General features: G+C 53.0%; 23 protein-coding genes and 2 pseudogenes. 13 read left to right on the top strand and 12 right to left on the bottom strand.

Going from position 1 to position 25413, the window contains the following annotated elements; genetic code table 11:
- The first annotated feature begins 134 nt into the window (after positions 1 to 134).
- On the top strand, positions 135 to 440 hold the full coding sequence (locus G9465_RS23775; RefSeq protein WP_166975539.1) for a hypothetical protein: 306 nt from the start codon (positions 135 to 137) through the stop codon (positions 438 to 440).
- Here G9465_RS23775 and G9465_RS26525 read toward each other — a convergent pair.
- Genes G9465_RS26525 through G9465_RS23765 form a run of 3 tightly spaced genes read right to left on the bottom strand, consistent with a single transcriptional unit; the run spans position 412 to position 1328 of the window.
- Positions 412 to 600: a hypothetical protein gene (locus G9465_RS26525; protein ID WP_394353994.1), complete on the bottom strand. Its 189-nt coding sequence runs from the start codon at positions 598 to 600 to the stop codon at positions 412 to 414. The genes G9465_RS23775 and G9465_RS26525 overlap by 29 nt on opposite strands.
- The gene (locus G9465_RS23770; RefSeq protein WP_166975536.1) at positions 590 to 763 is read right to left on the bottom strand and encodes a hypothetical protein; all 174 of its coding nucleotides are present in this window, start codon (positions 761 to 763) and stop codon (positions 590 to 592) included. Before G9465_RS23770 ends, G9465_RS26525 begins: the two co-directional genes overlap by 11 nt.
- Positions 744 to 1328: a hypothetical protein gene (locus tag G9465_RS23765; RefSeq protein WP_166975533.1), complete on the bottom strand. Its 585-nt coding sequence runs from the start codon at positions 1326 to 1328 to the stop codon at positions 744 to 746. Before G9465_RS23765 ends, G9465_RS23770 begins: the two co-directional genes overlap by 20 nt.
- Before the next feature lie 202 nt (positions 1329 to 1530).
- Between G9465_RS23765 and G9465_RS23760 the strand changes: the two genes are divergently transcribed.
- On the top strand, positions 1531 to 2217 hold the full coding sequence (locus tag G9465_RS23760; protein WP_166975530.1) for a hypothetical protein: 687 nt from the start codon (positions 1531 to 1533) through the stop codon (positions 2215 to 2217).
- A 40-nt stretch (positions 2218 to 2257) separates the two neighbouring features.
- Here G9465_RS23760 and G9465_RS26205 read toward each other — a convergent pair whose 3' ends face one another.
- Positions 2258 to 2392, bottom strand: coding sequence for a hypothetical protein (locus tag G9465_RS26205; RefSeq protein WP_255492009.1), 135 nt, complete (start codon positions 2390 to 2392; stop codon positions 2258 to 2260).
- 292 nt (positions 2393 to 2684) lie between these two features.
- On the opposite strand from G9465_RS26205, the gene G9465_RS23755 reads away from it, so the two are divergent.
- Positions 2685 to 3749: a hypothetical protein gene (locus G9465_RS23755; protein WP_166975527.1), complete on the top strand. Its 1065-nt coding sequence runs from the start codon at positions 2685 to 2687 to the stop codon at positions 3747 to 3749.
- A 453-nt stretch (positions 3750 to 4202) separates the two neighbouring features.
- Here the strand turns inward: G9465_RS23755 and G9465_RS23750 are convergent, their stop codons facing one another.
- The gene (locus G9465_RS23750) at positions 4203 to 4865 is read right to left on the bottom strand and encodes a PD-(D/E)XK nuclease family protein (RefSeq protein ID WP_166975525.1); all 663 of its coding nucleotides are present in this window, start codon (positions 4863 to 4865) and stop codon (positions 4203 to 4205) included.
- A 738-nt stretch (positions 4866 to 5603) separates the two neighbouring features.
- Between G9465_RS23750 and G9465_RS26520 the strand changes: the two are divergent.
- Together G9465_RS26520 and G9465_RS25445 are read left to right on the top strand one after the other, a co-directional pair.
- A pseudogene (locus G9465_RS26520) lies at positions 5604 to 5797 on the top strand (hypothetical protein); the annotation flags it as partial.
- A 657-nt stretch (positions 5798 to 6454) separates the two neighbouring features.
- The gene (locus G9465_RS25445) at positions 6455 to 6793 is read left to right on the top strand and encodes a hypothetical protein (protein WP_193571774.1); all 339 of its coding nucleotides are present in this window, start codon (positions 6455 to 6457) and stop codon (positions 6791 to 6793) included.
- A gap of 331 nt (positions 6794 to 7124) precedes the next feature.
- Here G9465_RS25445 and G9465_RS23740 read toward each other — a convergent pair whose 3' ends face one another.
- Positions 7125 to 7880, bottom strand: coding sequence for a hypothetical protein (locus G9465_RS23740; RefSeq protein WP_166975522.1), 756 nt, complete (start codon positions 7878 to 7880; stop codon positions 7125 to 7127).
- A 1-nt stretch (position 7881) separates the two neighbouring features.
- Positions 7882 to 8751, bottom strand: a complete 870-nt coding sequence (locus G9465_RS23735; RefSeq protein ID WP_166975519.1) for a hypothetical protein — start codon at positions 8749 to 8751, stop codon at positions 7882 to 7884.
- Positions 8752 to 8857: 106 nt separating this feature from the next.
- On the opposite strand from G9465_RS23735, the gene G9465_RS23730 reads away from it, so the two are divergent.
- The 3 genes from G9465_RS23730 (at position 8858) to G9465_RS23720 (ending at position 15210) form a co-directional block, all read left to right on the top strand.
- Positions 8858 to 10297, top strand: coding sequence for a hypothetical protein (locus tag G9465_RS23730; RefSeq protein ID WP_166975516.1), 1440 nt, complete (start codon positions 8858 to 8860; stop codon positions 10295 to 10297).
- Entirely contained in the window at positions 10290 to 11708 is a 1419-nt protein-coding gene (locus G9465_RS23725) for a hypothetical protein (RefSeq protein WP_166975513.1), read from the top strand. The genes G9465_RS23730 and G9465_RS23725 overlap by 8 nt, the downstream gene beginning before the upstream one ends.
- 73 nt (positions 11709 to 11781) lie before the next feature.
- Positions 11782 to 15210: an Eco57I restriction-modification methylase domain-containing protein gene (locus tag G9465_RS23720; protein WP_166975510.1), complete on the top strand. Its 3429-nt coding sequence runs from the start codon at positions 11782 to 11784 to the stop codon at positions 15208 to 15210.
- Here G9465_RS23720 and G9465_RS23715 read toward each other — a convergent pair.
- A pseudogene (locus G9465_RS23715) lies at positions 15146 to 16297 on the bottom strand (IS630 family transposase). The gene G9465_RS23720 and the pseudogene G9465_RS23715 sit on opposite strands and share 65 nt — an antisense overlap.
- Before the next feature lie 103 nt (positions 16298 to 16400).
- Here G9465_RS23715 and G9465_RS23710 point away from each other — a divergent pair.
- A complete protein-coding gene (locus G9465_RS23710) occupies positions 16401 to 16634 on the top strand; it encodes a hypothetical protein (protein ID WP_166975507.1) in 234 nt (77 codons plus the stop codon).
- Between the two features lie 32 nt (positions 16635 to 16666).
- Here the strand turns inward: G9465_RS23710 and G9465_RS23705 are convergent, their stop codons facing one another.
- Entirely contained in the window at positions 16667 to 20479 is a 3813-nt protein-coding gene (locus G9465_RS23705; RefSeq protein WP_166975504.1) for a helicase-related protein, read from the bottom strand.
- Between the two features lie 1176 nt (positions 20480 to 21655).
- Between G9465_RS23705 and G9465_RS23700 the strand changes: the two genes are divergently transcribed.
- A complete protein-coding gene (locus tag G9465_RS23700; protein WP_166975501.1) occupies positions 21656 to 22039 on the top strand; it encodes a hypothetical protein in 384 nt (127 codons plus the stop codon).
- A gap of 141 nt (positions 22040 to 22180) precedes the next feature.
- Here G9465_RS23700 and G9465_RS25965 read toward each other — a convergent pair whose 3' ends face one another.
- Positions 22181 to 22432 (bottom strand): hypothetical protein, encoded by a 252-nt coding sequence (locus G9465_RS25965; RefSeq protein WP_227015867.1) that lies wholly within the window; start codon positions 22430 to 22432, stop codon positions 22181 to 22183.
- Positions 22429 to 22737: a hypothetical protein gene (locus tag G9465_RS23695; RefSeq protein WP_166975499.1), complete on the bottom strand. Its 309-nt coding sequence runs from the start codon at positions 22735 to 22737 to the stop codon at positions 22429 to 22431. The genes G9465_RS25965 and G9465_RS23695 overlap by 4 nt, the downstream gene beginning before the upstream one ends.
- A 147-nt stretch (positions 22738 to 22884) precedes the next feature.
- Between G9465_RS23695 and G9465_RS23690 the strand changes: the two genes are divergently transcribed.
- A complete protein-coding gene (locus tag G9465_RS23690) occupies positions 22885 to 23100 on the top strand; it encodes a winged helix-turn-helix domain-containing protein (protein WP_166975497.1) in 216 nt (71 codons plus the stop codon).
- Here G9465_RS23690 and G9465_RS23685 read toward each other — a convergent pair.
- Entirely contained in the window at positions 23097 to 23342 is a 246-nt protein-coding gene (locus tag G9465_RS23685; RefSeq protein ID WP_166975780.1) for a MarR family winged helix-turn-helix transcriptional regulator, read from the bottom strand. The genes G9465_RS23690 and G9465_RS23685 overlap by 4 nt on opposite strands.
- A 296-nt stretch (positions 23343 to 23638) precedes the next feature.
- Between G9465_RS23685 and G9465_RS23680 the strand changes: the two genes are divergently transcribed.
- Both G9465_RS23680 and G9465_RS23675 read left to right on the top strand, forming a co-directional pair.
- Positions 23639 to 23809 (top strand): hypothetical protein, encoded by a 171-nt coding sequence (locus G9465_RS23680; RefSeq protein ID WP_166975495.1) that lies wholly within the window; start codon positions 23639 to 23641, stop codon positions 23807 to 23809.
- A gap of 578 nt (positions 23810 to 24387) precedes the next feature.
- Entirely contained in the window at positions 24388 to 25281 is an 894-nt protein-coding gene (locus tag G9465_RS23675) for a hypothetical protein (RefSeq protein ID WP_166975493.1), read from the top strand.
- Positions 25282 to 25413 lie beyond the last annotated feature (132 nt).

Raw genomic sequence — 25413 nt, 5'->3', positions numbered from 1 at the left:
CGATGGGGGCTACTGATTAACAGGAGTTTCCAATGCTGGAACATCGACATCTTCCGTGTTTACAGACTCCATCTTCATTTTGAGTTTATGAACGGTGACATCCCCTTTTTATTCCATGGTGTGACTGTTTCAGTATGACCGACACAAAGAGTGTAAGAGTTGATGACGAGGAAGTAGAACTTCTCAAAAAATGGGCGCAGGCAGATACTACTTCAGACGCACTCCGATACGCTATCAACAAGACCCTACACAATCCAGGACGGAGAATTGAAGCAGTCACCAGTGCGGTGCTCTTCGTGTTTTGTGGTGCGCTTATACGTGGTGAAATTACCATCGAGTCCTGGATGGGGCACCTCTTTGTCGCATTCGGGGTGTTTTGCTTCTTTGTTGAATTTCTCCGGCTCGGACTTTCTATTCGATACCGCGAGGAGACTGAGTAGACTGATTCACCACCCGCTCCGGCGTCGGCCGCAACGTCAACCTAGCCAGCGCGAGCTTCCGAAGCACCTCGGGCGGGATGCCCTCCCGGGCACGCAACACGGCGTCGAGTGTCCAGGCATCATCGATAGTCTCGACGGCACACGGCGTGCTAACCAACAGTCAGGTCAAAGGCCCGGGTGCGTTGGTTAGCCTGGGCCAGCGGCCCGGTACCTGTGTCGGCGTCGGCACCGAACCCACTCACCGCGAGATCCTGGCGTTCGTCGCCGCCGTCGAGAACCCGGCCGTCGCGACCACCAACCCGTTCATTCAGGTTGTTCGTCATCGCGGTCTGCGTCGACGGCGTCAGGCCAGTTCCCCAGTGTTTCGACGGGGAAAATGAAGAGTCCGGCAACGACCAGCAGGAGAGAAAGCAAGAACCCGCCACCAACCAGAGCTAACACCTCGATAGGTGTTGTCTCGATGACGCCGAGTTTTGAGAGTACCATTCCCCAGAGAGCGACGCCGAACAGTAGTGGGATGATGAACACACCTACAGCGACGAGCTGGAACTCACGTCGGCCGTGAAATAGATCTCTGAGTAGGGTGCCCGCCTGTGAGGCTGTTGCGACACCCGCTCCGGCGGAGAGTTCCTCGGCAGCTCCGTCGTCGACAGCGACCCACCACAGCCACGTGGAACCGTTCTCGTTTTTCGTCGTTCGCCGGCCACTGATGAGGCCCTGTTCGCGCATCCAGTGGAGATTTCTGCGAATGCCCTTGTGTTCATCCTCAAATTCGTCTTCGAAATCGACTGCAATCTCACTCGTCGTGAGGACGTCGTGCTCGCCGATTCCGATTTTAGCGACTATACGAGAGCAGCGGTCTTCGGGTGGCTTAGCCGTGTCCGCCATCGGACATCACCCCGTGTCGGCGCCCGGACATCGTGTTATCCTCGTGAACGATTCCCCCGGTTGATATAGCTCCCGGCGGTAGGCCTGTGAGCGAATGCATCGACGAGAATTCTTGCATGGCCTCGTAGCTGCTACCCCTTCACTTGCACAGCGACGTAATCAAGATGAATCCAATAATCAGAGTTCCCTCTCGCTGCCGACGTTGGACGATGAGTGGGCTGATTACCAACAAATTGCCAGTCCAGCAGACGGCCGGTATGACTGGACAGGTATCCTTACCCAGCGGGCCGATTTGAAACAAGAGCTGGCATCGTATGCCGAGTCTCCGCCAGCGCTGTTCTCGTTCTTTGCCGTAAGGGCAACATTTCCAGAGAATCTTCGCTCTGTAGAAGCCCAGACGTCAGTTGACGTGACTGGAGGGGGAGTGGTCCCGCTTAGAGTCGACCGTGTTGGAGAATGGATCAAGGAAAACACCTGTGGACGGGATCCACACCATTCAGAAGTTCGAACCTTCGCACGGGAGCTATTCATAGATCTGGTGGGAAGCCGTCATAGGATAGAGCCGGACCCCTCAGTTGAAGACGGATTACGGAAGGATATCTCGCCGAGTTGTATGAACACCCGTTCGTACTCGAAAACCCGATACCTCAACTACCAGTACACGCTGGAGAGTGAATGGGAAGCCGGCGATTCAGACGAAATCGGCGATATTGATTTCAAGGGCTACCTCTCGATTGAAAATGCCAAGTCGGAATATCTTCTGGTCGGCGGAATGGTCCCCGATGAAGAGGTCTCGACCGAACTCGTGGGTGGGAATATCGTAGGTGATGAAGCAGAGTTAGCGACCACGCTGGTCAGGCTGATGGAACAAACTACGCTGAAGGAATGAGTGAACGCGTCGTCGATTGGCCGCTTGATCTGGGACGATGTCAGCAGTTGACTACACCGTCGCCGCCACGTGCTAAAACTTCGCTTGCGACGGCGTCGGCCGCAGCGTCAACCGTCCACGCGTCGTACTGACTCGCGCCCGGTGCGACCACGTCAACGGCGACGATTGGAACCATATCCTAGACTGCTACTCACTAATCGACCGAAGCACGTGGTCAATCAGCACGACGCTCCAAGAATTATCCTAACCTGATAGAATCAGTAGCGGACAGTTCGTACGCCTACTGAGAGGATGGGCTGGGCACACCATCCACGAAAAGAAGGCATGCATCATTTCTATCCTCTGAGGTTGTGCGTCGTCAGTCCATCCAAATACATGCTTGAGAATTGACTCTCTCTGAAGTTTCAGAACGACAGATATCTCCCGCTGATGACAATACCTATAATACTGGCAATCAAGTGATGAGTATGGGATTTGCAGATAATCCGTTCGCACCAGTCACTCATGATGAGCGGACAGTTATGAACCACCTCAAGACTGTTTTCAACCGTCTCTCACCGGAAGTCCAGCGAGAGATCATCAATGAGTTAACCGGAGAAAAAATCCCAGCGATCGATGGCTGGGTGAGCGAGCGAGAAACGAATGAGCCAAGCCCTGAAACAGTTCATCTCATTGGCCTGTCGAAAGAACCGCCAGTTGATTTTGGTATCGAAGAGAGTTCTGGTGGGGGGCCAGTGGATCTTTTCACTAAAGCTGACCAGACTGGGATTGCGATCGAGGGTAAGACCAGAGACTCGATACGCAATGAACAGATGAGTCGCTACGCAGAAGCATTGTCGGCTAATTCGACTACCAATGTCTCCTGGTCGGACTTGTACCGGGCCCTTGAACGTATGCAGCCAGAAATGGCAGCGTACCCTGCAGGGCTCGTCGACGAATTCCTTGTCTATCTCGAATCGATAGATCTACACAATCCACACCAGACGGCGAAGTACGTGTGGGGCAACGATGATGGTATTAAAGAAATCCAGGTTGTCGAGTCGGACGGTGAGTTACTGGTAATCTGGCGGGTTCAGGCAGCAGAAGGACAGGGAAAACAGGATACGCGGGTTCTTCAATGGGATGAGTTCACTGAACTCTTCGAAGATATTGAGTCCAGACATGGACAGGATTTTGTTGAGCGAATCTTCGTCAATGGAGAGGCACCATACAAACAGCCTGAACTCGATTCAGACACAGTCCTTGGTGAAATCGATCCAATCCGAGACCATGTCGATGACGATAATTTCCTCCGCCTCAATTATCATGAAGACAATAATTCAGTGAAACTCCGTACGGTACGGCCCTCGGAGGGTGGTACAGTCGGGATGCCACACAACCCTGGAACTGACAGATATGTCTGGTACGCACAGGATGATGAGCTACCACAGCTCCTCGCAACCACCTCGGAAACGCCTGGATTTGACAAGGAATTCCGTCAAGTGCTGTTCCGAGATCGCCACCGGAGCAAAGTTCGTGCGCATCTCTGGTGAACATCATATCTTGCGCTAACCGAATCGACTGTCTTCGAGTTACTCTTATTGAGTCAAGTCAACGAAACCCTTAGCAAATAAATGTACACCCGACTGGATATTTAGCACGAACAAGAGGGAATCAATTTTCGATGTCCTCGAGTGCTGTATCGGTCTCGGGGTTGAGAACATCTACTGCTTGAGCAATTCGTATTTCAGCATTCTCCGCAAGCAATTTCACGCCCCGCCGTGGAGTCGCCCCTGGTGGTATTGAAATATAAGAGACGCTTAGTGCATTGCGTGTTCGGGACGGCTTAGAATCACGCTCGTAACCACATACGTGACATTGCCCCACTCGGTATGTGGATCTGCTGTTGCTATTCAATGTCTTAGTGGTAGAGGCTCCACAGACCGGACAAGAGTAGGTATTCTCATATTGGAACATCCCCATCAGGGGTCACCTCTCTGCATAATTCAAAATACGACCTCGTTTACGAACTGCTCCCAGTGATCATCGTTTTTGCACTTCCAGTCCTCATCCGGTCGGAGAGGGGGGAGTTGCTTCGGGTTTTCAAACAAAGACAGCACTCGGTTTATTTTTTCTTCAGTTTCTTCTCGATCATACTTGATTTCCTCCGTGAACCACTCTCTTGCCGAACCACTTTCCCGTTGTTTGACCACGACTTCTGGATTTTCCACAGTAATTCCGGGAACGTGTGAAAGCATCCAGCTATATATTCTGACCTGAAAGGCCGATGGTGGGAGTATGTGTTCGCGATAGGAGGATTTTCCATTCCACTCCGTTGTCTTCATATCTGCTACGCGGACAGAGTTCCCCTTAACCTGAACTTCATCTGGAGCACCCTGAATTTGGAAATCGCTGTAATTTATCGCCGTTACACGTTCAGCTTTCATTTTCTCCAGAATCGAATCACCGGAGTCTTCGCTCTTTACGCTAACAGCGAGACCAAACGAGTTTTCGTGTAACGCTTCACCAGCTTTGAGGGCCTCTGTTGATTTAGCAGTTGATTCTACTCGATTATCACCGATTTCTTTCAGGTGTTCGATGAAGGCATCGATGGGGCACCACTCGAACTGTGAAAGAGTTGAGGCCTTTATTGGTTCTAGATCAGACATGTGGAATCGGTATAAATATGTTTCACAGACCTTCATAAACCTTCACCAGATGCTCACTTCTGAAAGCTGACTCTGAAACTTTCCGCTAAGCGGTTGACAGACGCAAGATGATATGTAGTAGCGTGTACAGGTGGAACAGAACGACGACGGCGTACCAGTGTGCTTCGCGAGACGATCGTGCTGTTCATCGTCCCTCCATGGGCTCGCCGACGGTGGCTGTGCGACGCGATGCAGGCGGTGTGTGCTTTTGCTGGACATAGCTGGGGCTCCTGTGGCACCGATTTCCCGCACCGACAGGCACACAGGCGGGCACTGCGACGGCCTGTGTGTCCGTCGGCGGCCGGGGCACCTCGGTGGCCGATGGGTGCGTTCTGGTGTGCACCGGCGATCTTGGCGGGTTGGGGCGCATACTGGGTAGACGTTCGCGAGCAATAGCGATGGCTCTCCAAGGGTTGTTCGGCCGGGGGAGTGTCGCTAACGGGCGTCAGTCTACCTCTCGCGTGAACGTCTGCTTGAGAGGGAGGGGTGGCTAAGTTATAAACAACCGTGACGCTGGATTACGGTCTCCCTCAGTACGTACCTACGTGTTCTATCCGGTCTCGAAGCGCTCAAGATCACCATTAGAGTGTGACTCGAATTCGATTTTCCGCTTCGGGCCACGCACGGGTTCTTAGTGGAAGCCCTTCGTGTCTGTCACAACACACAGATCCCGACCCGATGGGCGTGTTCGTGCCAGTAGCCGTCGATGATGTCTGGAGGGATTAGAAGCAATATCGATCAAAGAGTGGGCTGAGGAACTGGAGACGAAGATCGAGCAGACGGACGACCTGATTGACGAGATCGTCTACGAGCTGTATAGGCTGACCGACGAGGAACTCGAGATTGTGGAAGCGGCAGTTTGTTGGACAGTGTCTAACCAACACTCGGCATAATCCACCCGTCTGTTGGTTAGCGCTTATTACTCTACATCGTCGTTGTCACGTGCTGGACCCGGCTTGCGACGTCGAGTCAGACGTGGGTAGCATCAGTGATGCAAAGCGAAGCGATCCGAGCGAATGGGCGGCCGACGTCGACCCGCCGGCACTACTGAGACATGGTCAACTGAGTAGCTCGGAACATCGAACTGGCGACAGTACTAATTATAACTGAATATTCAGCTTCAGTAGCAGCGTGGTGTCGCATCTCGCTCCACAAATCTAAGGCGAGTTGGTCGATACTACCACTGTGGTTAGCGTTTCGGGCATAGAGCGCTCAGAAAACGCTATGCCTCACTCCTCACTCCTTACCTGCATACCGCGCATGAATCTCCGGCTTGTCGTATGTGTCTTCGGAAACTCGTGAGGTTCGTCGAGCTGTCGCTGTGGGTCTTGGTCTGCTGTCGAGACACGGGTGTAGATGCAGATCTCGGTATACTTCTTGCGGCGCGTGGCAGGAATATCACTCTGCTAACTTTTGGGCGGAGCGCAGAAAGTACTACCTTTGCAGCATCCAGATCGGGACAAAATACTACAACCCATGGATGACCCCTGATGGCCCTGTCCCGATGCCGCCGAAATAGCGAAGTGGATGGAGAACGATTTCAGCGAGTCGTGGCCGAGGGGATAGAAAACGCTGGTGACGAGGACGACCCCGAAGACGAGCACGAGTTCGCAGAGGTCGAGATACTCAACCACCAGCGGAGTGAAGTCGTCGGAACGATAGACACGGACGAGAACCTCGACACGGAGAGCAACGAATTACGCGAGGTTTTGCAGGAGTTTCTCCGCCCAAAACCGAAACAGTACGCACCGCGTTGGCCGAGGAGCGGCGGTGTTCCTGACTTCGCTATTACGTCCCTCCCGATCGATGTCGCAATGCAGAACGACCTTCGGTTCATTGGGGAAGTGAAACCCCCGAAGCTCAAGAACGCACGGAACGACATGAACTAGTACTTCGACAGCGATCTCGATGTCCATGCAATCGCCTTGCTAACCGACGGTTTGACTGGGAGTTGTGGGTCCGATGAAAAGGCAAGTCGGTTGCGGAGCTGGGTGATTCGCACGCTGAGGCCAGTCTAAGAAAGTCGCCACGAACCGTGCGGTCCCGGAACAGGTCACAGAACTGTACCAGCCCCATCAGGTCCGAACGAATATCAATGCAGATACGTTCTCAGCGTTCACTGCCGGCTCTGTTCTAACTGTTATCGAGGGGGAGTTCGGTGTGAAAGCTTCTCAGTAGGGTTGTTACTTCAGGACGGTACAGAATCAGATCGACTCTATTCTAACTGGGCAAAGAAGAGTTTGCTAACTCGTCTTTTATGAACAAAACCGTCAACCCTGCTACTGCGTCGATCCGCTCTCGGTTACCGTACATATGAGACCCATCGCTGGTGACGATTTTGCTCAAGACACCTTTCTTATCCAGCCAAGTAACGTCGCTCAGGATAACGGTATCAACGAAGCCATCAACAAAACCGAAGCGCTCCTTGTAGGAGTCGCGTTCATCAGAGGGAACAGAAGACTCTGTAACGCGGTTTTGAATCATATCTCTCGTCTCACGAGCATTGGTCTGAATCGTATCACAGAGAACGTCCATAACTTCACGGGCAACCTCCGAAGTTAGCTCTCTCCCATCCACGGTGTATTCAATGAACCTCCGAATGTTCGGCCGGATGTACTCCTTGATGCTTTTTTCATCGACCTTCTCTTTCACTCTGCTTTCCTCCAGAAAGTCATCGGTCAGAGATTCCATGCTGAGATCATCATCGTCACTTGATTGGAGCTTTAGATCTAAGTTGATCTGAGCAGCACGAACATTCGATAGTTTCTTTCCAAAAAGCCCCTCTTCGGTGTCCCAATCGATGTCCGTGTTTCTAAGCAGGTTGTCATCCGTACTGTTGCAATATTCGTACACCACAGGAGGAGTAAGATAGAAACTGTTCTCTGAGTCGAAGATTCGTCTGGAGTCAGTAAACCAGAGGTCATGCAGGAAAGTAACACCGACGACCGCCCCTGTGTCCAGGAAGTAGCGAGCCATATTAAACGGGAATCTTGACGTCAAGGTGCGGAACAACGAATGCTTCCGCTGCCTTCAGAGCTTCTTCAGAATCGCTCGCATTTGCACGTGCTTTCTCACGCTCAAGTTCCAAGAACTTGGATCGTAAATGCTGCTTCGCATCCCTGATGCTGTTCTCGTTCACCTCCGTGGCGATCTCCTGCCGGGTCAGTCCGTTATTGTTCCTGCAGGCGAGTTCTAAACAGAACAATCGCCAGAACATTTTCGCTAATTTTTGTGCCCGGTTAGGATCGTAGTCGTCAGAGTCGATTTCCGCACTCATCAACCGATACCAGATGTACAAATCATCCTCGTAATCAGGATACTCTGTTAACGGGAAGTGTTCGACGAACGCGCAAAGGCTCTCCCGAGTCGGTCTTCTATTCTTTTTGCCAAAGAGTGTGGTCTGCTCCTCGTCCGTAGCGACTTCCAGTTGCTTGTCCAGTTGACGGTACGTTTGTTGGATATCATATGGTGCTTCCCGATACATCTTGTCGGTCAGCGAATCCAGTCCAAGGTCGTAATACTGGCTCAGGCTCCGTGACAACGCGCGTCGTCCCTTTTGCACAGTTGTGTTACTCGCGGTGATGTCAGAGGGTTCTGTGTCGCAGGCAATTCGTTGTCCATGGTCAGTATCGGTTACTCTCACACCAGACCCAGATGTCTTGACAACAGCACCATACATATACCAGAAAATAGGGATCTCTGCATTGATGTGCTCTTTCTGGAACTCCTTCTCAGCGAAATACAGAATTTTATGAAGCGCTTTCGGAGGGATGGAATTCGAGTATTCCTTCCGATGCTCGTCTAAGAGGAGAGCTGTGATTTCTTCAAGACTAAGTTGTGCAGTCATCGGTTGGAGTTACTATGAGGTTGTTACCAGTGTTGTATAAATCTCAGCCACGGAGAACGGCTATTTTCCACGAGGGTTTATACTATCTACTGCCATTTGTTGTTCCGTGTCGTGGGAGAATCTCGAAGGTGGACAGGAAGCCAGCCAACACAAGGGAGAGGCCTACCGGCGTCGCGTGGAAGAGTACTTGGAGTCAAAAGAATTCCTCAGTACTGGTGACCCATACTCTGGCACGTCAGACATCCGCCTTACGAGACCAGCCCACAACGAAGAGAAAATATTCCGTGTTGAAACAAAAAACACGAAGGCGTCATTAGCCGATAAAGCTCTCCTAACAGAGCTCACACGGCAATTCATCGATTTCAATGTCACTAGCGAAGAATTTGAATTCCATATTTTCGCGGTGGACTACGCCGATCAGCGACGCTGGAAAAACATCTTCCGAGACCGCACACGCAAAGAACAGGAAGTTAAGCGGTTATACGAGGATATTTGTGAGAAGCACAAATTGAATGAGGACGAGAAGGAGCAGTTCGAAGAACTGGACTTCGACGACTTCTGGCGGTTCCTAGAAAACGTCCACATTAAGAAGGCGAACTTTGCTCGACTCGGGGAACTGATTACCGAGAATGAGTCGCGGGAACAACGTCAAAAGAAGTGGGACTTCTTCACTCGTGAGAATAAACCAGTACAAGAATCAGGCGACCTGATTCCAAACTTTCTGAAGATAAAGCGGTTCCCCAAACATATCTGGACTGCACCAGCACTGGTCTCCGATTATAAACAGGTGTACAAAGAGAACCCGCGGTACCAACCCATCTGGTTCGAAGGGACAACAGCGTTCAGCCTTATTCCACCAGAACAAATGGGTAACTCCTTAGCCAAGTTCGTGAACACCGATGACGTCACTACTCATAATTTTGAGGATTGGATAAGCGAGAATAGCACCGACGATCGGATTGGGAAAGTACTCCTGAACAATCAATTAACTTGGCGTGGTGAAGAGCTACACGACAACTGCAATGTGATTCGACACAATCGGAAGCACAAGTTAATCTTCACCACGGACCGGCCGGTTCAACAGACCTTGGACGGCGGTGTCAAACAGGGGGAAGAGAGGATGTCCAAGGATGGATACACAGTAACGATTGGGGCCAAAGGTGTTGTTGGTCATCGATACGGATCGATATCTGTCAAACAGTATGGCGACAGCTACTATCCGTTCATCAAAACTGGCTGGGTCTTTTCACAGAATGGACGGGGAGAGGATATGATCACTGGTGATTTTGCCAGTACCCTACACCATTGGCTACGGAAGAACGGGTATGATCAGCACCCAAACCACCGTGCTCAGCTGAAACAATGGTTACACCATCTCAGAACCGGGGTTAGAGGTGCAGATGAACCCCACCCAAGCGAGTTGGGTCGATTAGATCCAGATCAGTATATGAAATTTAGTAGCCCATTAGAGAGAACACTTGATGTACGCCCTCCACGGAATAGTGCTGAGCAAGAGGCGTTGATGGAGGGTGATCGAATTGAGTGACTCTGGATTCCGTCTGGAACGAGTCCGTGAACCAGAACTGGTCTTTGCTAATGATGGGAGGGCAAAAGATCCACGTGCTGGTCTTCTGAAATACGGTCCCTGTCCACGGGCCACTGGGGTTGAACATGAGGTGGTCAATGTAGGTATCGTGGGAGACAGTCGGTCAATCAGTATGATGGAAAGTCTGCTTCGGGATATGCGGACTGGTGTTCCAAGTAAAAAGAATCGGCAACGGTGGAAACCCGACTTCCCCGGTCTTGGAAGCAACTCTGAGTTGAGATTTGACTACCAGACGCTTGAGAAATGGAAAGGTCGAATCCAGTCTAGTGACATTGGGGATATCGGTGAAATACGCGACCGTAGCCATCGGACTGAAACTGCGTTCAATCACATAAAATACCAGATACAGCGGGTGTGTAAGCAGACACCACCACCAGATATTGTTTTTGTCGTGATTCCGGAGCGCGTCGTTGAGTACTGTTCCGATCCGGACACAGATACAAACGAAATCAGGACCAAAGACGGGAATTTCCGAAGTCGAATCAAGATCGTGGGGATGCAGGAGAAACCCACGCAGCTGATGACACCGAAAGCACTTCGGGGTGGGAATGACGTCCAAGAGCGCTCAGAAATGGCGTGGAATATCGCTGTCGGAATGCTATACAAAGCACGGGAAGGTAGACCTTGGAAGTTAGCAGACCTCCGGAGTAGAACGTGTTATGCAGGTATCTCGTTTTATCAAGAACGGTCTGATGACCCAGAAACTCGGGCTGCGATTGCTCAGGTATTCATTGACGATGGACGAAACTTCGTCATTGAGGGTGGAGCTGTAGAGGATATCGCTACCGAAGAACGCCAAACCCATATTTCGTATACCGACGCGAAACGACTCGTTGAAAACATTCTCGAAGAGTACGGGAACCAGCGCGATGAAATGCCGAGACGGTTAGTCCTCCACAAGTCTTCCAATTTCTTGGAGGATGAAACAAGAGGATTCTCAGACGGGGCATCGGATGTGAAGACAAAAGAATTCATCACCGTCCGCAAGAGGCATCCTCTCCGATTGTTTGGCCAAGGAGACAACCCGCCACTTCGCGGGACACTTGCTATCCCTCCAGAAGAACGAGAATACTACCTGTACACCACAGGGTTCGTGCCTGAGCAATCGGTCTACAACAACCCTGGAACACCAAAGCCGCTGGTCCTTCGACCCCATCCAGAATACTTCTCAGGCGATTACCACCGGATCTGTGAAGAGATACTCAAATTCACAAAATTAGATTGGAACAGTTCGGATTTCTGTAAACGACTCCCGGTTACAATCGGAATTGCAGATGCTGTCAGTGAGATCTTAGCAGAGCCTGCTGCTTCGGAAGTCAACCTCCAAACCCACTATTACTACTATATGTGAGTTGATGGGAATATGGTAGTCAGAGTGATGCAATTCCCTTACCTTGATAAGAGTCAGGCGGGTTTCAGAATGTATGACCCTCCAGCAGATCACCGCGAACGACATCGCGGGCTGGGACTCTCTACAGGACATCGCTGACTCTTTCGAGAAGCGGGGGCTGAAACCACGCCCAAATCTCGGTGAGGATGACGAACTGGTTCTCCAACTTGCTGACGACGAATTCGTTGTTCTCGTCAACGCAGGTCCTGGTGAATCTGCGACAGACTTCAAGCCGGACAACCGCTCAAGACACACGAACCTCGTGGCTACGAACGAGTTTGAAGAGTTCACGTTCCTCACGCGGATGCGCAGCTGGGAAGGACAACAGCACGGTCGCATCAAGCACCAGAAGATATCATTCACTAAAGACCAGTTTCAGCGCGAGAGCGGGGATAAGAATACTGTTCTGAAGAAGCTCAACTCGATTGAATACGGCTCTTCAGCAGCAATATACGATACACTGTACGACACACAGCAGGTTGTCAAGGAATTCTACCAAGAGTTCGAAGACCTCCGTACTGGTCTCGTACAGGAGGTTTCTGGTATCCCCGACGACCGGGGTGACGCGAAGCAACGCTATGTGCAGGTCATCCTTGACCGAATGATCTTCCTGTACTTCATTCAGGAAAAGCGTCTGCTGGACCGGAACCCCAACTACCTGCACGAACAGCCCGACGAGGTCGTTGACGATGGCGATGATCGGTATGAGAAATTCTACCGACCACTGTTCTTTGATTACCTCGCAGAGGACAAGCAGAACCCTGACTTCGGCAGTCTTCCATATCTAAACGGTGGGCTGTTCGCCAAGAACCCAGTCGAGGAAGACTTCCCGAACGCGAAGCTCGGAGAGTCCGCTGAAGAAACGAATGAACTCTTTGACGACATACTGGACTTCCTGTCGGGCTGGAACTGGAACGTAGACGAAAGGCTCGACATTGTTGACCCAAAAAATCTCTCACCCGCGATTCTCGGACACATCTTTGAACAGACGGTCAACCAGAAAGAGATGGGCGCGTACTACACGCCCGAAGAGATTACTGGGTTCATGTCCCGACGGACGATCCATCCGTACCTTCTCGACCAGCTCAATGACGCAGTTGATGCGGACTATGAGAAGATTGACGGCGTGTTCGGTTTCCCGGGTATCGAAACGAGCGCCGGAGAAGAAGTGCTAGCAGACGGTGGGGCGATGACTCAACAGGTGGTCGCTGAGAACGTGAACACAAAACACGTCGAGGCGTTGTACCACGACATCCTAAAGGAGGCCCATATTATCGACCCAGCAGTCGGGAGTGGTGCATTTCTCCTTGCCGCTCAGGACGTTCTGGTGGACATCTACATGCAGTGTATTGAGTTCTTCCAACAACTCGAAAGTGAAGGTAAAGGGTGGGAACTAGAATCCCGAACCCGGGATGAGATGGAAGCGATCAATGCAGGTCAAGGTGGCCCGTCCCTGTACGCAAAAAGGACGGCCATCCTGAACAATCTCTACGGTGTCGATATCGATGAGGGTGCAGTTGAGATCTGTAAACTTCGACTCTGGTTGTCGATGGTAGCGGATATTGAGGACGAGCCCAATGAAGTAGAACCGCTTCCCAACATCGACTTCAACATCCGCCAAGGGAACACGCTCATCGGGTTCACAGAGGTTGAAGAAGTAGCCACTGACAGTGGGGATGCATCTCTGTCGAACTACGGAGGTGGCACCGGGACTGGCATCAAAGAGATGTACGAAGGGGTGATCGAAGCCATTGAACGTCACCAGGATGCGACTAGCTCCAAAGTCGCTACAAACGCGAGAAAGCTAGCAGAATCGCGGATTGAATCTCACAGTGAGAAGCTGAATCAGAAAATCCTCGACCAGTTCCATGATGCTGGCATCGAGGAAGTCGATGAACAGACACTAGAAGAATACCACCCGTTCCATTGGGTGATTGAGTTTCCTACAATCTACCGGGATGGTGGGTTCGACGTCATCATCGGGAATCCACCCTGGGACGTACTCACACCGGATCGGAGTCATTTCTTCCCAAGGTATGACGAGCGGTTTAGAACCCGGTCACCAAGTGAAAAAGACCGGAAAGAGGAGGAGCTTCTGTCAAATCCCGATATCGCAGCCGAGTATGAAGAGTTCAAGAAAAATATGCAGATCCGGTCCGATTATTATAACTCATCAGACCAGTATGAACTACAGAAACCCACTGTAGGCGGTCAGACAGTAGCCACTGAAACAGACCTCTCACTGCTGTTTTTTGAACGAGTTACCCAGTTAGCTGGGGATCAATCATATGTCACCCAAATCATGCCTGGTAACTTCTTCCTTGGAGCGACGGCCAAGGACCTTCGAGAGTACATTATAAATGAAACCGAATTGGAACACTTCGCCCAATTTGAGAATAAAGGGATTTTCAACAATGTAGATGACCGCTACCATTTTGCTATCTGCACTTTCCGAAACTCTGGTTCAACCGACATAGTAAACGGCAGCTTCGCAAGTGGAGATGCCTCGATACTTGTCAACTTCGACGAGTATTCTATTGATATCCCATCAGAAGTTCTTGCTGAATACTCACCCGAATCACGCATCTTCCCCTTCTTCCGGTCACAGGAACTAATCGACTCTCTGTCAAAGTTCGTAGAACACCCTCCAATTGGAGAGAAGGTTGGTGACGATTGGTTTGTCTCTCTATACATGAAGGAGCTCGACCGTGCAAACGACTCTAATCTCCTGGTGGAACAACCAGAGGACGGTGATTATCCCATATATGAGGGGAAGAATATGCACCAGTTTTCATATGATGACACCTCCGTGTTCAACATTGACCCCATATCGCTCTGGGGGGTGGATGAAGACGACCCAGACCGGAGTGCGAAACACAGAGTCCGGATGAAGAACTTCCGGTCACGAGATCCAGATGCGAGTTTGAAAAAGGCGATTTACAACAAATTCGAGGGATCCGGCTCACAGAAGTCGTTTGTTAATGATCTGCTTGAGCAACATGGTCGTCCTCAACTGTCGAAAGAAGACGTGCTGCTTGATTGCACAAAGTACCGAATTGCCATTCGGAAGATTGCACGTGCGACTGATGAACGGACATTAATCACGGGCGTCCTTCCAAAGGACACAGTCACTGTACACAGTGTCGCCACAGTGCGCCCCCATGTGGTGAATCCTACTGAGGATGACCTTAGTAACTACCCGATGCACAGTGCTTATGAAGATGTGTTTACCGATAGAGAATTATTCGTCGTCTTGGGACTACTGAACAGCATTCCAATTGACTACCTCATGAGGACGAAGATTGACACCAATATCGTCCAATACAAGCTCAATGAGTCGCAACTCCCTCGACTCACTGAGGGTGACGATTGGTTCAACTGGATCTCTCAGTGTAGCTTCAACCCTGAACTTGCCGGTCCTCTTCGATTTCAATTTCGACCGGGTAGAGCCGGCGTAGCTTGATTCGTGCGTCGTCGGTGGTGAACTGCCAGTCGATGAGTCGGTTAGCCGCGTTCCGATGATCTTGCCACGCAGCGACCTCCGACCGGAGAGTCGCTGCGTGGTAGATTCGACGGTCGAGACACTGTCGTTTGAGCACACCCAGTTCGATCTCGGCCATATTCAACCAGCTTCCTTTCTTGGGCGTGTAGTGGAACTCGAACCGATCAAGGTACGCTTGGGCTTCATTCGGCGGGAAGAACTGATAGAAGCCAGCGGGGTTGTGCGTGTTGAGTTGATCGACCACCACCCGGATGCGGTCCGCATCCGGGTAGTGGTTGTCTGCGAGTTCGACCATCCGGTCGATGAACTCGGTGGTGCGTCGTCGCTCGGTGACTTCGACGTTCACCCAGCCAGTCAACGGTTCCGTGGCGAGGTGAATCCGTTCTTTCCCGTTGCGTTCGTAGCGGTGATCGACACGGGCGACCGCTCCCGGTCGCGCCGGGAGCGGGTCGCGTTCGTGCCCACGGAGTGCTTTGCTGGATTCGTCGAAGCAGATGACTGGACGCGTCTCGTCGTATGGTTCGTGGTAGAGGTCGAGAACGTCCTCCATATGGTAGACGAAGTCAGCGTCATTCTCGGCTGGGATCGACCAGTAGTCAGAGAGATGGGGTTTCAGGGTGTTTTTTTAGCCGCTGTCGGACGGTTTCGTGAGAGATCGACTCGAAGTCGATCTCGTCGAGGGTAACGAGTTCGTCGGCAAGGAGATGCAGCGTCCAGCGAGCGTGTCCTTCCGGGGTTCGCTACAGGCGAGTCGGATGAGGTGGGCTTCGGCGGCACCATCCATTTTGACCTCGTATTCACGGTCGGGCTTGCGGCGATGAATCGCCGCGAGCCCTCGCTCACAGTATGCTTTGCGCGTGTTAGAGACCGTCTTGGGAGAACAACCGACGTGCTCACTGATTTCCGAATCAGTGAGCCCGTCATCGGCTTTCAGTAGGATCCGTGCTCGTGTATTATCCTCGGCCTTGCGTTCACCGGTCGAAATGAACCACTCAAGCGTGTTGCGGTCTTCCTCAGACAGCTCCACGACGTATTTCTTCGCTCCCATTCCAGTAGATACGCGCCCAGAGGAGATAAGCAGGTACACTCACGGTTGAAGCTACACTCAGCGAGCGGCGAGACTGAATTGCTATGGAGACGCATTTGCCGAAATGCGTGAACGACTAGGTGATATTGACCCAGCAACTGACGCCAAAAAACGCCGAGAGTTGCAAGCTGAAATCGACGCTGCTGCGTTCCATGCCTATGGAATGAATGAGAAAGAGACAGAATTCATTCTCAATGACTTCTACCAGGTTGACGATCCAAAGCTAATGGATGATGCCTATTTCGACCTCGTGTTTGAGAAGTACACCGCATTAGATGAGGAAGGGCCTTACCCGTAGGCGGCCCCATCTGCAGGCTACCGAAACATCGATTACGTGCCGATGACCCCCCAACACATTAGTTTGGCCTGTACTTCGCTCTCGCCTACAAGTTTAGCTTGGTACTCTGTTGAGCCCTCTACATTTTCTTCGAGAAAGAGCTCAAGCTGCTTCAAGAATTCTCTGGGAGGCCAATCAGGGAACGAGTCGTATTGATCGTTGTGCCGAAAAGTATCTCGGAGAATCCGGTCTTCGTCCGTGTTTGCTAACTTCACGTCCTGCAGGCGCTCGTGGAGTTCTCCAGCCCACTCCTCAAGTGTCTCGTAATCATCCCTCGGCACAGACTTCTCACCGTGGTTTGGCTGTATGTAGTGAGTGATGAAGTCTAAGATGGTCTCTTGTTCTTTCGAGAACGCCTCACCCTGCTTGAACGCGCCTTCGACCTGCCCTTCTCTGATCGCCTCTAAGCGATTATCAAGAACGTCTTGAATCGCGTCTCGGTTCGCCAGCACATTCTCGGCATCCCCAGTTATCGGTTCACCCGTCACTGATGGCTTGATTTTGAGCGTCCCGACCGGGCGCTCTTTCACGTCGTCTGTGAATGGCTTGTAGTAGAATGCTCGACGAACACGACCGAGTGGTGATTCTTGATCTTCATCATCGAACCAAAGGTGTGCAAGGCCGAATACACCGGGGCGTGGACCTGAGTCATGGTTAATAACGTTCGTGTATAGAAATTCGCGGTCCTCTGGTGGGTCCTCGAAGTAGTCCTCAGCGTACTCGAAGTCGTCTGTGGTGAGACCGAAGTCTTCGTTCAATTCTTTCTTCAGCAAGAACCGCTCATACGCGGCTTGCTCGTTACTTCCCGCGTTCCGCAGTAGCGGGTTCTTGCTCGTGTCATCAAGCTCGTTCACGTCGTTTATTTCTCGCGAGCGCTGCAGTGAGTCTTCAATTTCGTCGACCTGTAACTCACCAATCGTCTTTTCGGTGTCTACGCCGCTTTTCTCCAGTATCTGATCCTCGTTCGGGTCGAGAATGTTGTTCTCCTTCCCGACAATCAGTGCAATATCGCTGATTTTGGCTTGAAGACGCTTCAGGAGTTTAATCGCAGCTTCGATGTCACCGTCAGGGTAGAAGTTGTGGACGTACTTCTCCTCCGTACTCCCGATCCGGTCGATACGCCCTACGCGCTGGACAATACGCATCGGGTTCCACGGCAGGTCAAACGACACTTGAACTGATACGTCCTGTAGGTTCACACCCTCGGAAAGCGTATCCGTCGCTACAACATACTGCAGTTCCGATTCACCGGACTCAGCCAGAGTTTGCTGATACCCAGAGGCTTCCGGTGCGAACCGCTGAATAACGTCCTGCTTGTTCTCATCCCCTCCTTTCACGACAGCACTGTTCGCATTCGTTAGTGGCGAGTCAGGATTGTTCAGGAGTGTTCGGTGAACGTAGTCTGCAGTAGCGCGGTACTGCGTGAAGATGAGTACCTTCTCATCATCGTACCCGTTGAGGACGTTTGCGAGTCGTTCAACCTTCGGGTCACGGAACTCTCGCAGTGAGAACACCGCTTCGTAGAACTCTCGCGTTGCTTCATCCACGTCGCTCAGGTCACTTCGCGGGTAGAGAACCGGGTTCAACTCCACCTCCGGAACATCTGGAAGAACGCCTGCATTGTGATCGTGCAGCCATTGCCGTGTCGAGACAGCCTGGTCGTTCACATCGCCAGCGTCACGAGCGACGTCACCGATGAACTGTGTGAGGAAGTACGCCAGCAACGTCAGGTCCTCACGAATGTACGTCTTCACTTCGCTAATCGTCGCGTCAATTAATTCGTCTGTGCTGTCGCTTTCACGGTCGTCATCAGCGCGTACAGCAGTCGTGTCGAAGCCGAACTCCTCCAACGTCTGTTCGAGGTCTTCAGCGGCGTCACTACCCTCCACGAAGTCATCCAGAGTCTCCGACTCTTCACCGTTCTGCGCCGTCCGCAGCTTGTCGATTTTCTCGTCTTCTGGAAGTCCATCCAGAAGCCCGAGAAGTTGTCGCTCGCTCTGATGGAGGGTCTCGATAGACTGCACGAACGCGTATGTTGAAGATTCCAGGCGCTTGAGTAGATTCAGCTTGTACAGCGCTTTGAGCGTTCCACCCGCTTTCGGATTCTTCACCGTGATGTGCGGGAGGTGGAGTGCATCCATCACGTCCGGCAGCATCCGGTACACAGGTTGGTACGCCGGCGGCAGCGAGTATTGCTCCTTGCTGAGCGTTGGCGGCTTGAAACTCATCTCGAAATCCTCCTCGTCTTGGATTTGGTCTTTGACGTGCTTCCGTGTTCGAAGCACCATTACCTCGTTCAGAATCTTCGAGATCTCCTCCGAGTGCCGCTGGAGTTGCTCAGTGATATTCCGCTGTTCTTCCTCGCTGGCTTCCTCTTTCCCGGCAGCAATCTTCTTCCGCGTCTCTGAAAGTTCGATGTACTCTTCGAATGCATCGAAGTCCAGCGATGCCTTATTTCGAAGTTCCTCAGGACTGGTGAACAAGCTGATGAGGTTCTCCAAGTCGGTCGCGGAGTTGTTGATGGGGGTCGCCGTCAGCATAATCATCGTCTTCCCACGGAGCTGCCGCAGATTAGCGTGCCGTCGTGTGCCTTTGTAGTCGTCTTCATCTTCCGGGTTCGGTCGCCACTTCCCGTGGTTCCGGAATCGGTGGGCTTCGTCAATCAACACGGCGTCGAACCCTTCTTTGAGGTCCTGCACCTCGTCGAAGGAGAGGTTCTGGAACTTGCTGATGCTCATCACGTCAAGGTGCGTTCCATCGACTTCGAGTCCGAAATACGGGTTCCCATCTTCATCGGTGTCGTCCTGTAGAAGGTCTTCCCACTGTTCGGTGAGGTTCGCGGGAACGATGAGAAGGCAGCGGTCACCGCGCTGTCGGTAGTCGTAAAGAAGCTCACCTCCAATGAATGATTTACCGAGACCGACCGAATCAGAGATGATACACCCGTTGAACTGCGAGAGTTTCTCCCTCGCACTCTCGTATCCAAGTGTCTGGAAGTAGTATAGCGGACTATCGCGGATATTGACGTTCCCACTCAGTTCGTCGTAGGCGAGGAGTTTGTACAGCTCGAACGGTTCGATGTACGTTCCCAGATCTTCTGGTGCTTCTTGGTCTTCTGATTCTTTTTCTTTTTGTTCTTTCCAGCTTTGGTACCGGTCGCTGTTCTCGATAATCTTGATGATCTCTTCGCTGAAGTCCTCGGCGTTCGCCCACTGATTATCGTACCAGTCCTCGAACGCATCTGCTTCGGGTCGGTCCTGGCTTGTAAGGTTAAGTTCGATGTTGTTCCGGTGTCCACTGGCAGTGAAGTTTGAGGACCCGACAATGGTAGCGCAGGGTCGAGTGTCTGTGTCATCATCGGTTACCCAGTCGTCATCGTCGTGCGGTGCTCGGAATGATGCTCCTTTGGCATGGAAGTAGCCATTTTCTGGATTTCGCACACGGACGCTAACCTTGTCTTCAGCTATGAAGTCTCGCAGCCGATCAAGTCGTCCTAACTGCGCGTTGTTCAAATCCTCGATGCTCTCCTCAACTTCGTCTCTGAGTTCGCCGCGTAGACTTTGCCCTTCCCCGATTTCATCTGCAGTGCTGCGGTTCGTTTGTCGGCCCATCAGGATTCGAAGCGGTGCGTGGCCGAGTTCATCCGGGTCAGCAAGTTCTTCGAGATCGTCGCGGTACAAGTCGAAGCCAGAGAGGTAAAAGTAGCCAGTGGCAATTCGAGCCTCTTCGATCTGTGGAATGATTTTCTTGTAGACGTCCTCGACTGTCCTTTTGGCGTTATCGACGAGGGGAGGGAGAGAAATCATCGCGCTACCTGGTGTAATTTGTACTGTAACTTAACTATCAGGGAACGGTTCGGTTGGGAGATACAAATAAGCCTACTGATCAATTTGTGCAGTGGTCGTGATTATCGCCGTAATCAAGATTAACAGACCGGTGTCAGTCTTGGGGACGATCAGCTGGTGAGGCTCAGTATGTATAACCTCATATGAGGGTAGGCACTTGCGGGAGACGTTTGCTTGGTACGAAGGCTTACCGTGGTACCAGCTCCGCTTTTGCACGCCCCCTCAAGGACAATATCAGCAGTGTCACGCCAACTGTCTCACCTGACGGTGAGCGGGAGGTCCGCACTCTCCAACTCACCAAGTCTCCGCTGTCTGCGCTTTCTCTCGGGTTCGGTAGAAGTAGGTCCGTACCGTCTCACGCGTGACATCGAGCTTGTCGGCCAGCCAGTCGGTGTTGACCCACGGGTTGCGTAGATGTAGGTCGCTATCACGGCTTTGCCGGCCGCCGCGATGTTCAACGGGCACCCGTACCCTCGTCGAAGATCCCCACAGTCACGTAGACGTCCTGATACCGCTCGGCGCGGTCGCGGTCGTCAAAGGTCACGGTTTCATGGGTCGGAGCCGCGAAGCGGTAGCTATACTCGACGTCGGGTCGCCAGTTGCGGATGTCTGAGCAGCGAGTGATCGTCGACGTGCTACCCCAGTGTGTCGTTGGTAGGATTCCCCTCACCCCCCAGGTTCTGGGGGAGACGCTCTGACTTCAAGATCACCCCGTAAGGGGCTGCTGCCGGTTGGTCGAGTTGGTGCGGACGGCGATTGGCGCTCGCCGAACATTCCGAGAGGCTAACCTCGTGGCGCTTCCGGACGAGCCACCTCTCCCGCACACTCGCTTGGGGTTAATGTAGCACCCGCATCAGGAGTATTGCCGAGATTGGCGTCCAGTGAGCCGCCGACGTACGGGATGACGTCCTAGCATCCTCCTCGTGCGTGTATTTGCACCGCTCGCCGAGTATTCGGAAGGGCGTCTCGGCCAACTCGACTTTCTCTGCATCGTCGTCCTCCACAACCCTGAACAAATAGTGGGCGGCGCCGGTGCCGTTGACTAAGAGTAAGCGCGATGCTCAGTGCAGACAATTACTCACCTGCTGGGTCTGTGGTGCCGCGGTGTTCATCTTCACGGACAGCAAACGTATCCCTATGCTTCGCAAGGTGCTCACTGTGGTCGGTGCCGTTGAGGTGCTTGCTCCAGGGACGTTGCTTGAGTCTGCCGAACGAATTGCTCTCGAAAATTCCGGCGAGTGTGACTGGCGGTCGTGGGTAGTTCCGAGTGCTCGACTTGAGGGAGTGATCATTCTCTGGCTGGTATGGCGGAGTGAGGAATCGTATTCGGCGTTCAAGAGATTTCTTGGTCTCATCGGCCTGCTTGCACTCTTCTTCCCACGAACCTACGTGGAGTATGGATCGGATCTCGCGTACACAGAACCAACCTCGCCAGAGTGGAAGCCGTGGGTGTACACAGGGACGCGCGTTGTTGGCCTGCTGTACGTCATTATCGCTCTCAACGAGTTCCGGAGTGATTGAGCACACAGAACGTTCGAACACCTACTGAATAGTTGCTTCAGCAGTATAACGGGGAAGAAAGGACGTTCCGAGAACGGCGCGATGAAGACTAACCAACAGTCGGTGGGATGTGCTCCGATTGTTGGTTAAGTATATTCAGAGTCACACTGTCGCCGTCACGTGCTGGTACCCGGCTTGCGACGGCGTCGGCCGAAGCGTCATTCCAGCGATCGCCAACTCACGCAATACCTCGGACGGTATACCGTCCGAACTACGCAACACGGCGTCAAGCGTCCACGCGTCGTATTGACTAGCGTTTGGCGCGACGACATCGACGGCCACGGTAGGAACTGCGTCCCGAATAGCCTGAGCGGCACGCCGCACCTGATCGCGCTGCTTTACGGTACAGCTCATGCCTCGGCACCTCGCACGAGGTCGCCGACCATTGAGCCACCAACATGCGGCCCAACGTCCCAGCCACGCGTTCCACGGACGTGCCGACACCAGTCACTGAGCGTCCCGCAGGGCGTCACGTCTAGCTCGAACGTCTCGGCGTCCTTGACAGAGGTAGTGTCACGTGGAACAATAGCGACGGTGCGCTCGTAACTGTCCCAGTACTGCACGGCGTCGTCGCAGTCAAGGCCGAGAAACAGGCCTGGCGACTGGGTGAGTAGTTGGCGTGCAATACGTTCTTGAGGGTTCGGTTGCGTAGTTGCCATTGGTTCTAGGACGGAACCACGCGTCTCGGTGTCTCAGCACCGGGACGATTTCGTGAGAAATCGACCAGCGACACGTGCGTTCCTTAACTTTTTACACGTGTCTAATACCCATAAAACCTTTGTCTCGTGTGAACAAATTGGCAGCTAATGGCAGTTGATAGAGGTCAGATTACGACAGAAGAGATTCTAAATCAGTTCGAAGAAGCTGATGCTCCATTCCTCACAGCAACGGAAATCGCTGACGAGCTAGATGTCCAGCGTCAGGCAATCCACTACAGACTACAGAAGCTGCTTGAAAAAGGGGTTGTTGAACGGAAGGAAGCGGGAAGTAGGGCAGTTGGCTGGTGGATTGCTGAAAACTAGCTCTTCGCAATTTCTTGCTGCCCTTCCGGAGTTAGCCAATATACTATCGCACGAGCGCCTACTTCACGCTCATCGACCCACCCGTTCTCTACGAACTCATCCAAAATTTGATTCACTCGCTGCCGGCTATAGGGCAGTTTTTCAGCGAGCTCAGACGCGGTAACGATTGGATCGGGACACAGAGCAATTTCTTTGAGTATGTCGTCATCTGAAACACGCTGGTCTGGGCCACGATCTCCCATCGATAGCGGATATACTCGCTCGTGGCAATTTATAACTTTGCTGATAATATTGGACACGAGTATATAGTTAGACACGTGGAAAACAATAAGTGCGGTCAATGTAACAGTATGAAATAGACGACGCCCATAACGACAGCGGCGTCGCACCGCACATATGACAGCATCCCAGCCTACCTCGACGAGTCGCATCGCTCGCCAACGGCCGTCCGCCCACGAATTCACCGATCCCGAACCACCAGAGTACAGTCCCTTCGCCCACACACTCAATCGATCAGTCTCACCAAGGGAGCCCGAGCATGACGACCTACCACGAGCTGACCGGCTTCCAGCGCGACTACGTCGACGGCCGCACGAACACGTATACGCTGACCGACGCTGGCCAACACCAACTCCAACAGCAGGCCGAGACGCTAACCAGTCTGTGCGACTGTCCGCGACCCGTTGCCGACGGGAGTGGGCATCGATGACGGACCGTCCAGCGATTCCACGAGGGCGCAGCTCAGCGTCCAGAAACTGGAATCCAGCCAGTCGATGCTGTCAGAGGCATGGGTCCACAGCGAGTGTGGTGACTGACTGGAATCCTTTTGGGTCCTATGTTACCGAGAAACATATCTGTTTCTCTTGGCCATCTATCACGACTGGCCGAAGCGATTCGACGCCCCATCGTGCTCGTCGATGGGGGTCGACATCGCGTGCCTCTGACAGCACTCCGGGACAAAGCGAACTCCTCTGTTCCGGCGCTAGTCAAAACGCAGTCCAGCATACATGTAACTACCGCTTCATTTCACACTGCCGACGGACAGCCCGTCGACCCACGACCATCACAGGTGGTGACATCTGATGGGTACATCCGACAGCATTGACTGTTGCCGGCGGCATCCCACCGGGACAACCAGCCGCTGTGGGGTGGCTCCCACGACGTCCACCTAGCTACGAGGCAGTCTGAGGTGAGCCAGTGGATACGCCGTCTCGAGAGAGGCATCGATAGCCCGTGCCGTGGTCGGCACTGCTCGGTTCGATTCCGGAGACGGGCCCTGTGGTCCCTATGGATGACGCGACCCAACAGGACAGTTGTGCCGAACAGAACCCCGAGACTGACGACGCGGCGCTGGCCGACCAGTTCGACATGGACAGCGGCCAGTCTGCGCTGGATACTGAGACGCTCCAGTCCCTCGTCGACCAGCTAGAGGGGTCGGTCTCACCCCTCGTTTCGAGTGTTCTTGAGGAACTAATCGCGACCATCGACCACTTGCAGACGCGGATAGCCGATCTCGAAGCAGATTTCGACCGCACGCATGATGTCGCGACCACAGCGGTCGGCGACGCCGCCGAAAACGCGAGCCGTCTCGACGACGTCGAAGCCGAGCAGGCAAAGACTCACGACGTCGCGAAGAGTGCGATCGCGAAAGCCCAACAGCTCGACGCCGATGCCGACCACCAGGAAGACGCCAAAGCACTCCCAGAGGGTGTCGAGCCCAGTTCCTCACCACTGGACTTCTTCGCGAACTGTCGCCAGCAGACACTCAAGCAGGTGTTCGTCGAGCAGTCCAATCGCCAGAACACCTACCGAGCGATCGCGGTCGCCAAACGCTGGCCGGAGTTCGCCACCGAACGGAGTGACGGTAGTGGCGTGTTCCTGACGAAAGACGACGTCGAGGACGCATTGCTTGCTGAACTTGGGAGGATTCCCCATCGCCAGACGCTCGCGCGGGTGTGGGACACACTGCAGGAACTCGGCGGGACGGATCTGGTCCAGAAGACGCGACAGGTCGGCCGTCGACAGAGCCAGACCGAGATCCTAGCGCTGGACATGGCGACCGCACAGGGCTTGCTGGAGCAACGCTATGTTGGCTTGGACTTGCTGACTGGCAGTGCGGGCAAAGTAACGACTGGTGGCGTCACACCCGTTGTGACTGGGGGTGGTGGGGCCATAGTGTGACGCCGGCGTACTGAGACACGTTTCGGCTATGAACTGGCTGTGGGGACGCGACAGCACGTGCCCTGCTGTCGTCGACACCGCTGTTCGTTAGCTGCAGGACTGGACAGAACCCCCTTTGGTTCAGAGGTAGAG

The sequence above is a fragment of the Haloarcula sp. JP-L23 genome (assembly GCF_011602445.1).
Classification (GTDB): Archaea; Halobacteriota; Halobacteria; order Halobacteriales; family Haloarculaceae; genus Haloarcula; species Haloarcula pellucida.
The sequence above is the reverse complement of the archived record's forward strand: the minus strand, read 5'-3'. Positions and strand labels throughout refer to the sequence as shown.

What these genes read in the sequence shown, in the direction of transcription:
- G9465_RS23775 (WP_166975539.1), top strand. Translation starts at nt 135, where the DNA reads ATGACCGACACAAAGAGTGTAAGAGTTGATGACGAGGAAGTAGAACTT.
- G9465_RS23770 (WP_166975536.1), bottom strand. Translation starts at nt 763, where the DNA reads ATGACGAACAACCTGAATGAACGGGTTGGTGGTCGCGACGGCCGGGTT.
- G9465_RS23765 (WP_166975533.1), bottom strand. Translation starts at nt 1,328, where the DNA reads ATGGCGGACACGGCTAAGCCACCCGAAGACCGCTGCTCTCGTATAGTC.
- G9465_RS26205 (WP_255492009.1), bottom strand. Translation starts at nt 2,392, where the DNA reads ATGGTTCCAATCGTCGCCGTTGACGTGGTCGCACCGGGCGCGAGTCAG.
- G9465_RS23755 (WP_166975527.1), top strand. Translation starts at nt 2,685, where the DNA reads ATGGGATTTGCAGATAATCCGTTCGCACCAGTCACTCATGATGAGCGG.
- G9465_RS23750 (WP_166975525.1), bottom strand. Translation starts at nt 4,865, where the DNA reads ATGTCTGATCTAGAACCAATAAAGGCCTCAACTCTTTCACAGTTCGAG.
- G9465_RS23740 (WP_166975522.1), bottom strand. Translation starts at nt 7,880, where the DNA reads ATGGCTCGCTACTTCCTGGACACAGGGGCGGTCGTCGGTGTTACTTTC.
- G9465_RS23735 (WP_166975519.1), bottom strand. Translation starts at nt 8,751, where the DNA reads ATGACTGCACAACTTAGTCTTGAAGAAATCACAGCTCTCCTCTTAGAC.
- G9465_RS23720 (WP_166975510.1), top strand. Translation starts at nt 11,782, where the DNA reads ATGACCCTCCAGCAGATCACCGCGAACGACATCGCGGGCTGGGACTCT.
- G9465_RS23710 (WP_166975507.1), top strand. Translation starts at nt 16,401, where the DNA reads ATGCGTGAACGACTAGGTGATATTGACCCAGCAACTGACGCCAAAAAA.
- G9465_RS23705 (WP_166975504.1), bottom strand. Translation starts at nt 20,479, where the DNA reads ATGATTTCTCTCCCTCCCCTCGTCGATAACGCCAAAAGGACAGTCGAG.
- G9465_RS23700 (WP_166975501.1), top strand. Translation starts at nt 21,656, where the DNA reads ATGCTTCGCAAGGTGCTCACTGTGGTCGGTGCCGTTGAGGTGCTTGCT.
- G9465_RS25965 (WP_227015867.1), bottom strand. Translation starts at nt 22,432, where the DNA reads ATGAGCTGTACCGTAAAGCAGCGCGATCAGGTGCGGCGTGCCGCTCAG.
- G9465_RS23695 (WP_166975499.1), bottom strand. Translation starts at nt 22,737, where the DNA reads ATGGCAACTACGCAACCGAACCCTCAAGAACGTATTGCACGCCAACTA.
- G9465_RS23690 (WP_166975497.1), top strand. Translation starts at nt 22,885, where the DNA reads ATGGCAGTTGATAGAGGTCAGATTACGACAGAAGAGATTCTAAATCAG.
- G9465_RS23685 (WP_166975780.1), bottom strand. Translation starts at nt 23,342, where the DNA reads ATGGGAGATCGTGGCCCAGACCAGCGTGTTTCAGATGACGACATACTC.
- G9465_RS23680 (WP_166975495.1), top strand. Translation starts at nt 23,639, where the DNA reads ATGACGACCTACCACGAGCTGACCGGCTTCCAGCGCGACTACGTCGAC.
- G9465_RS23675 (WP_166975493.1), top strand. Translation starts at nt 24,388, where the DNA reads ATGGATGACGCGACCCAACAGGACAGTTGTGCCGAACAGAACCCCGAG.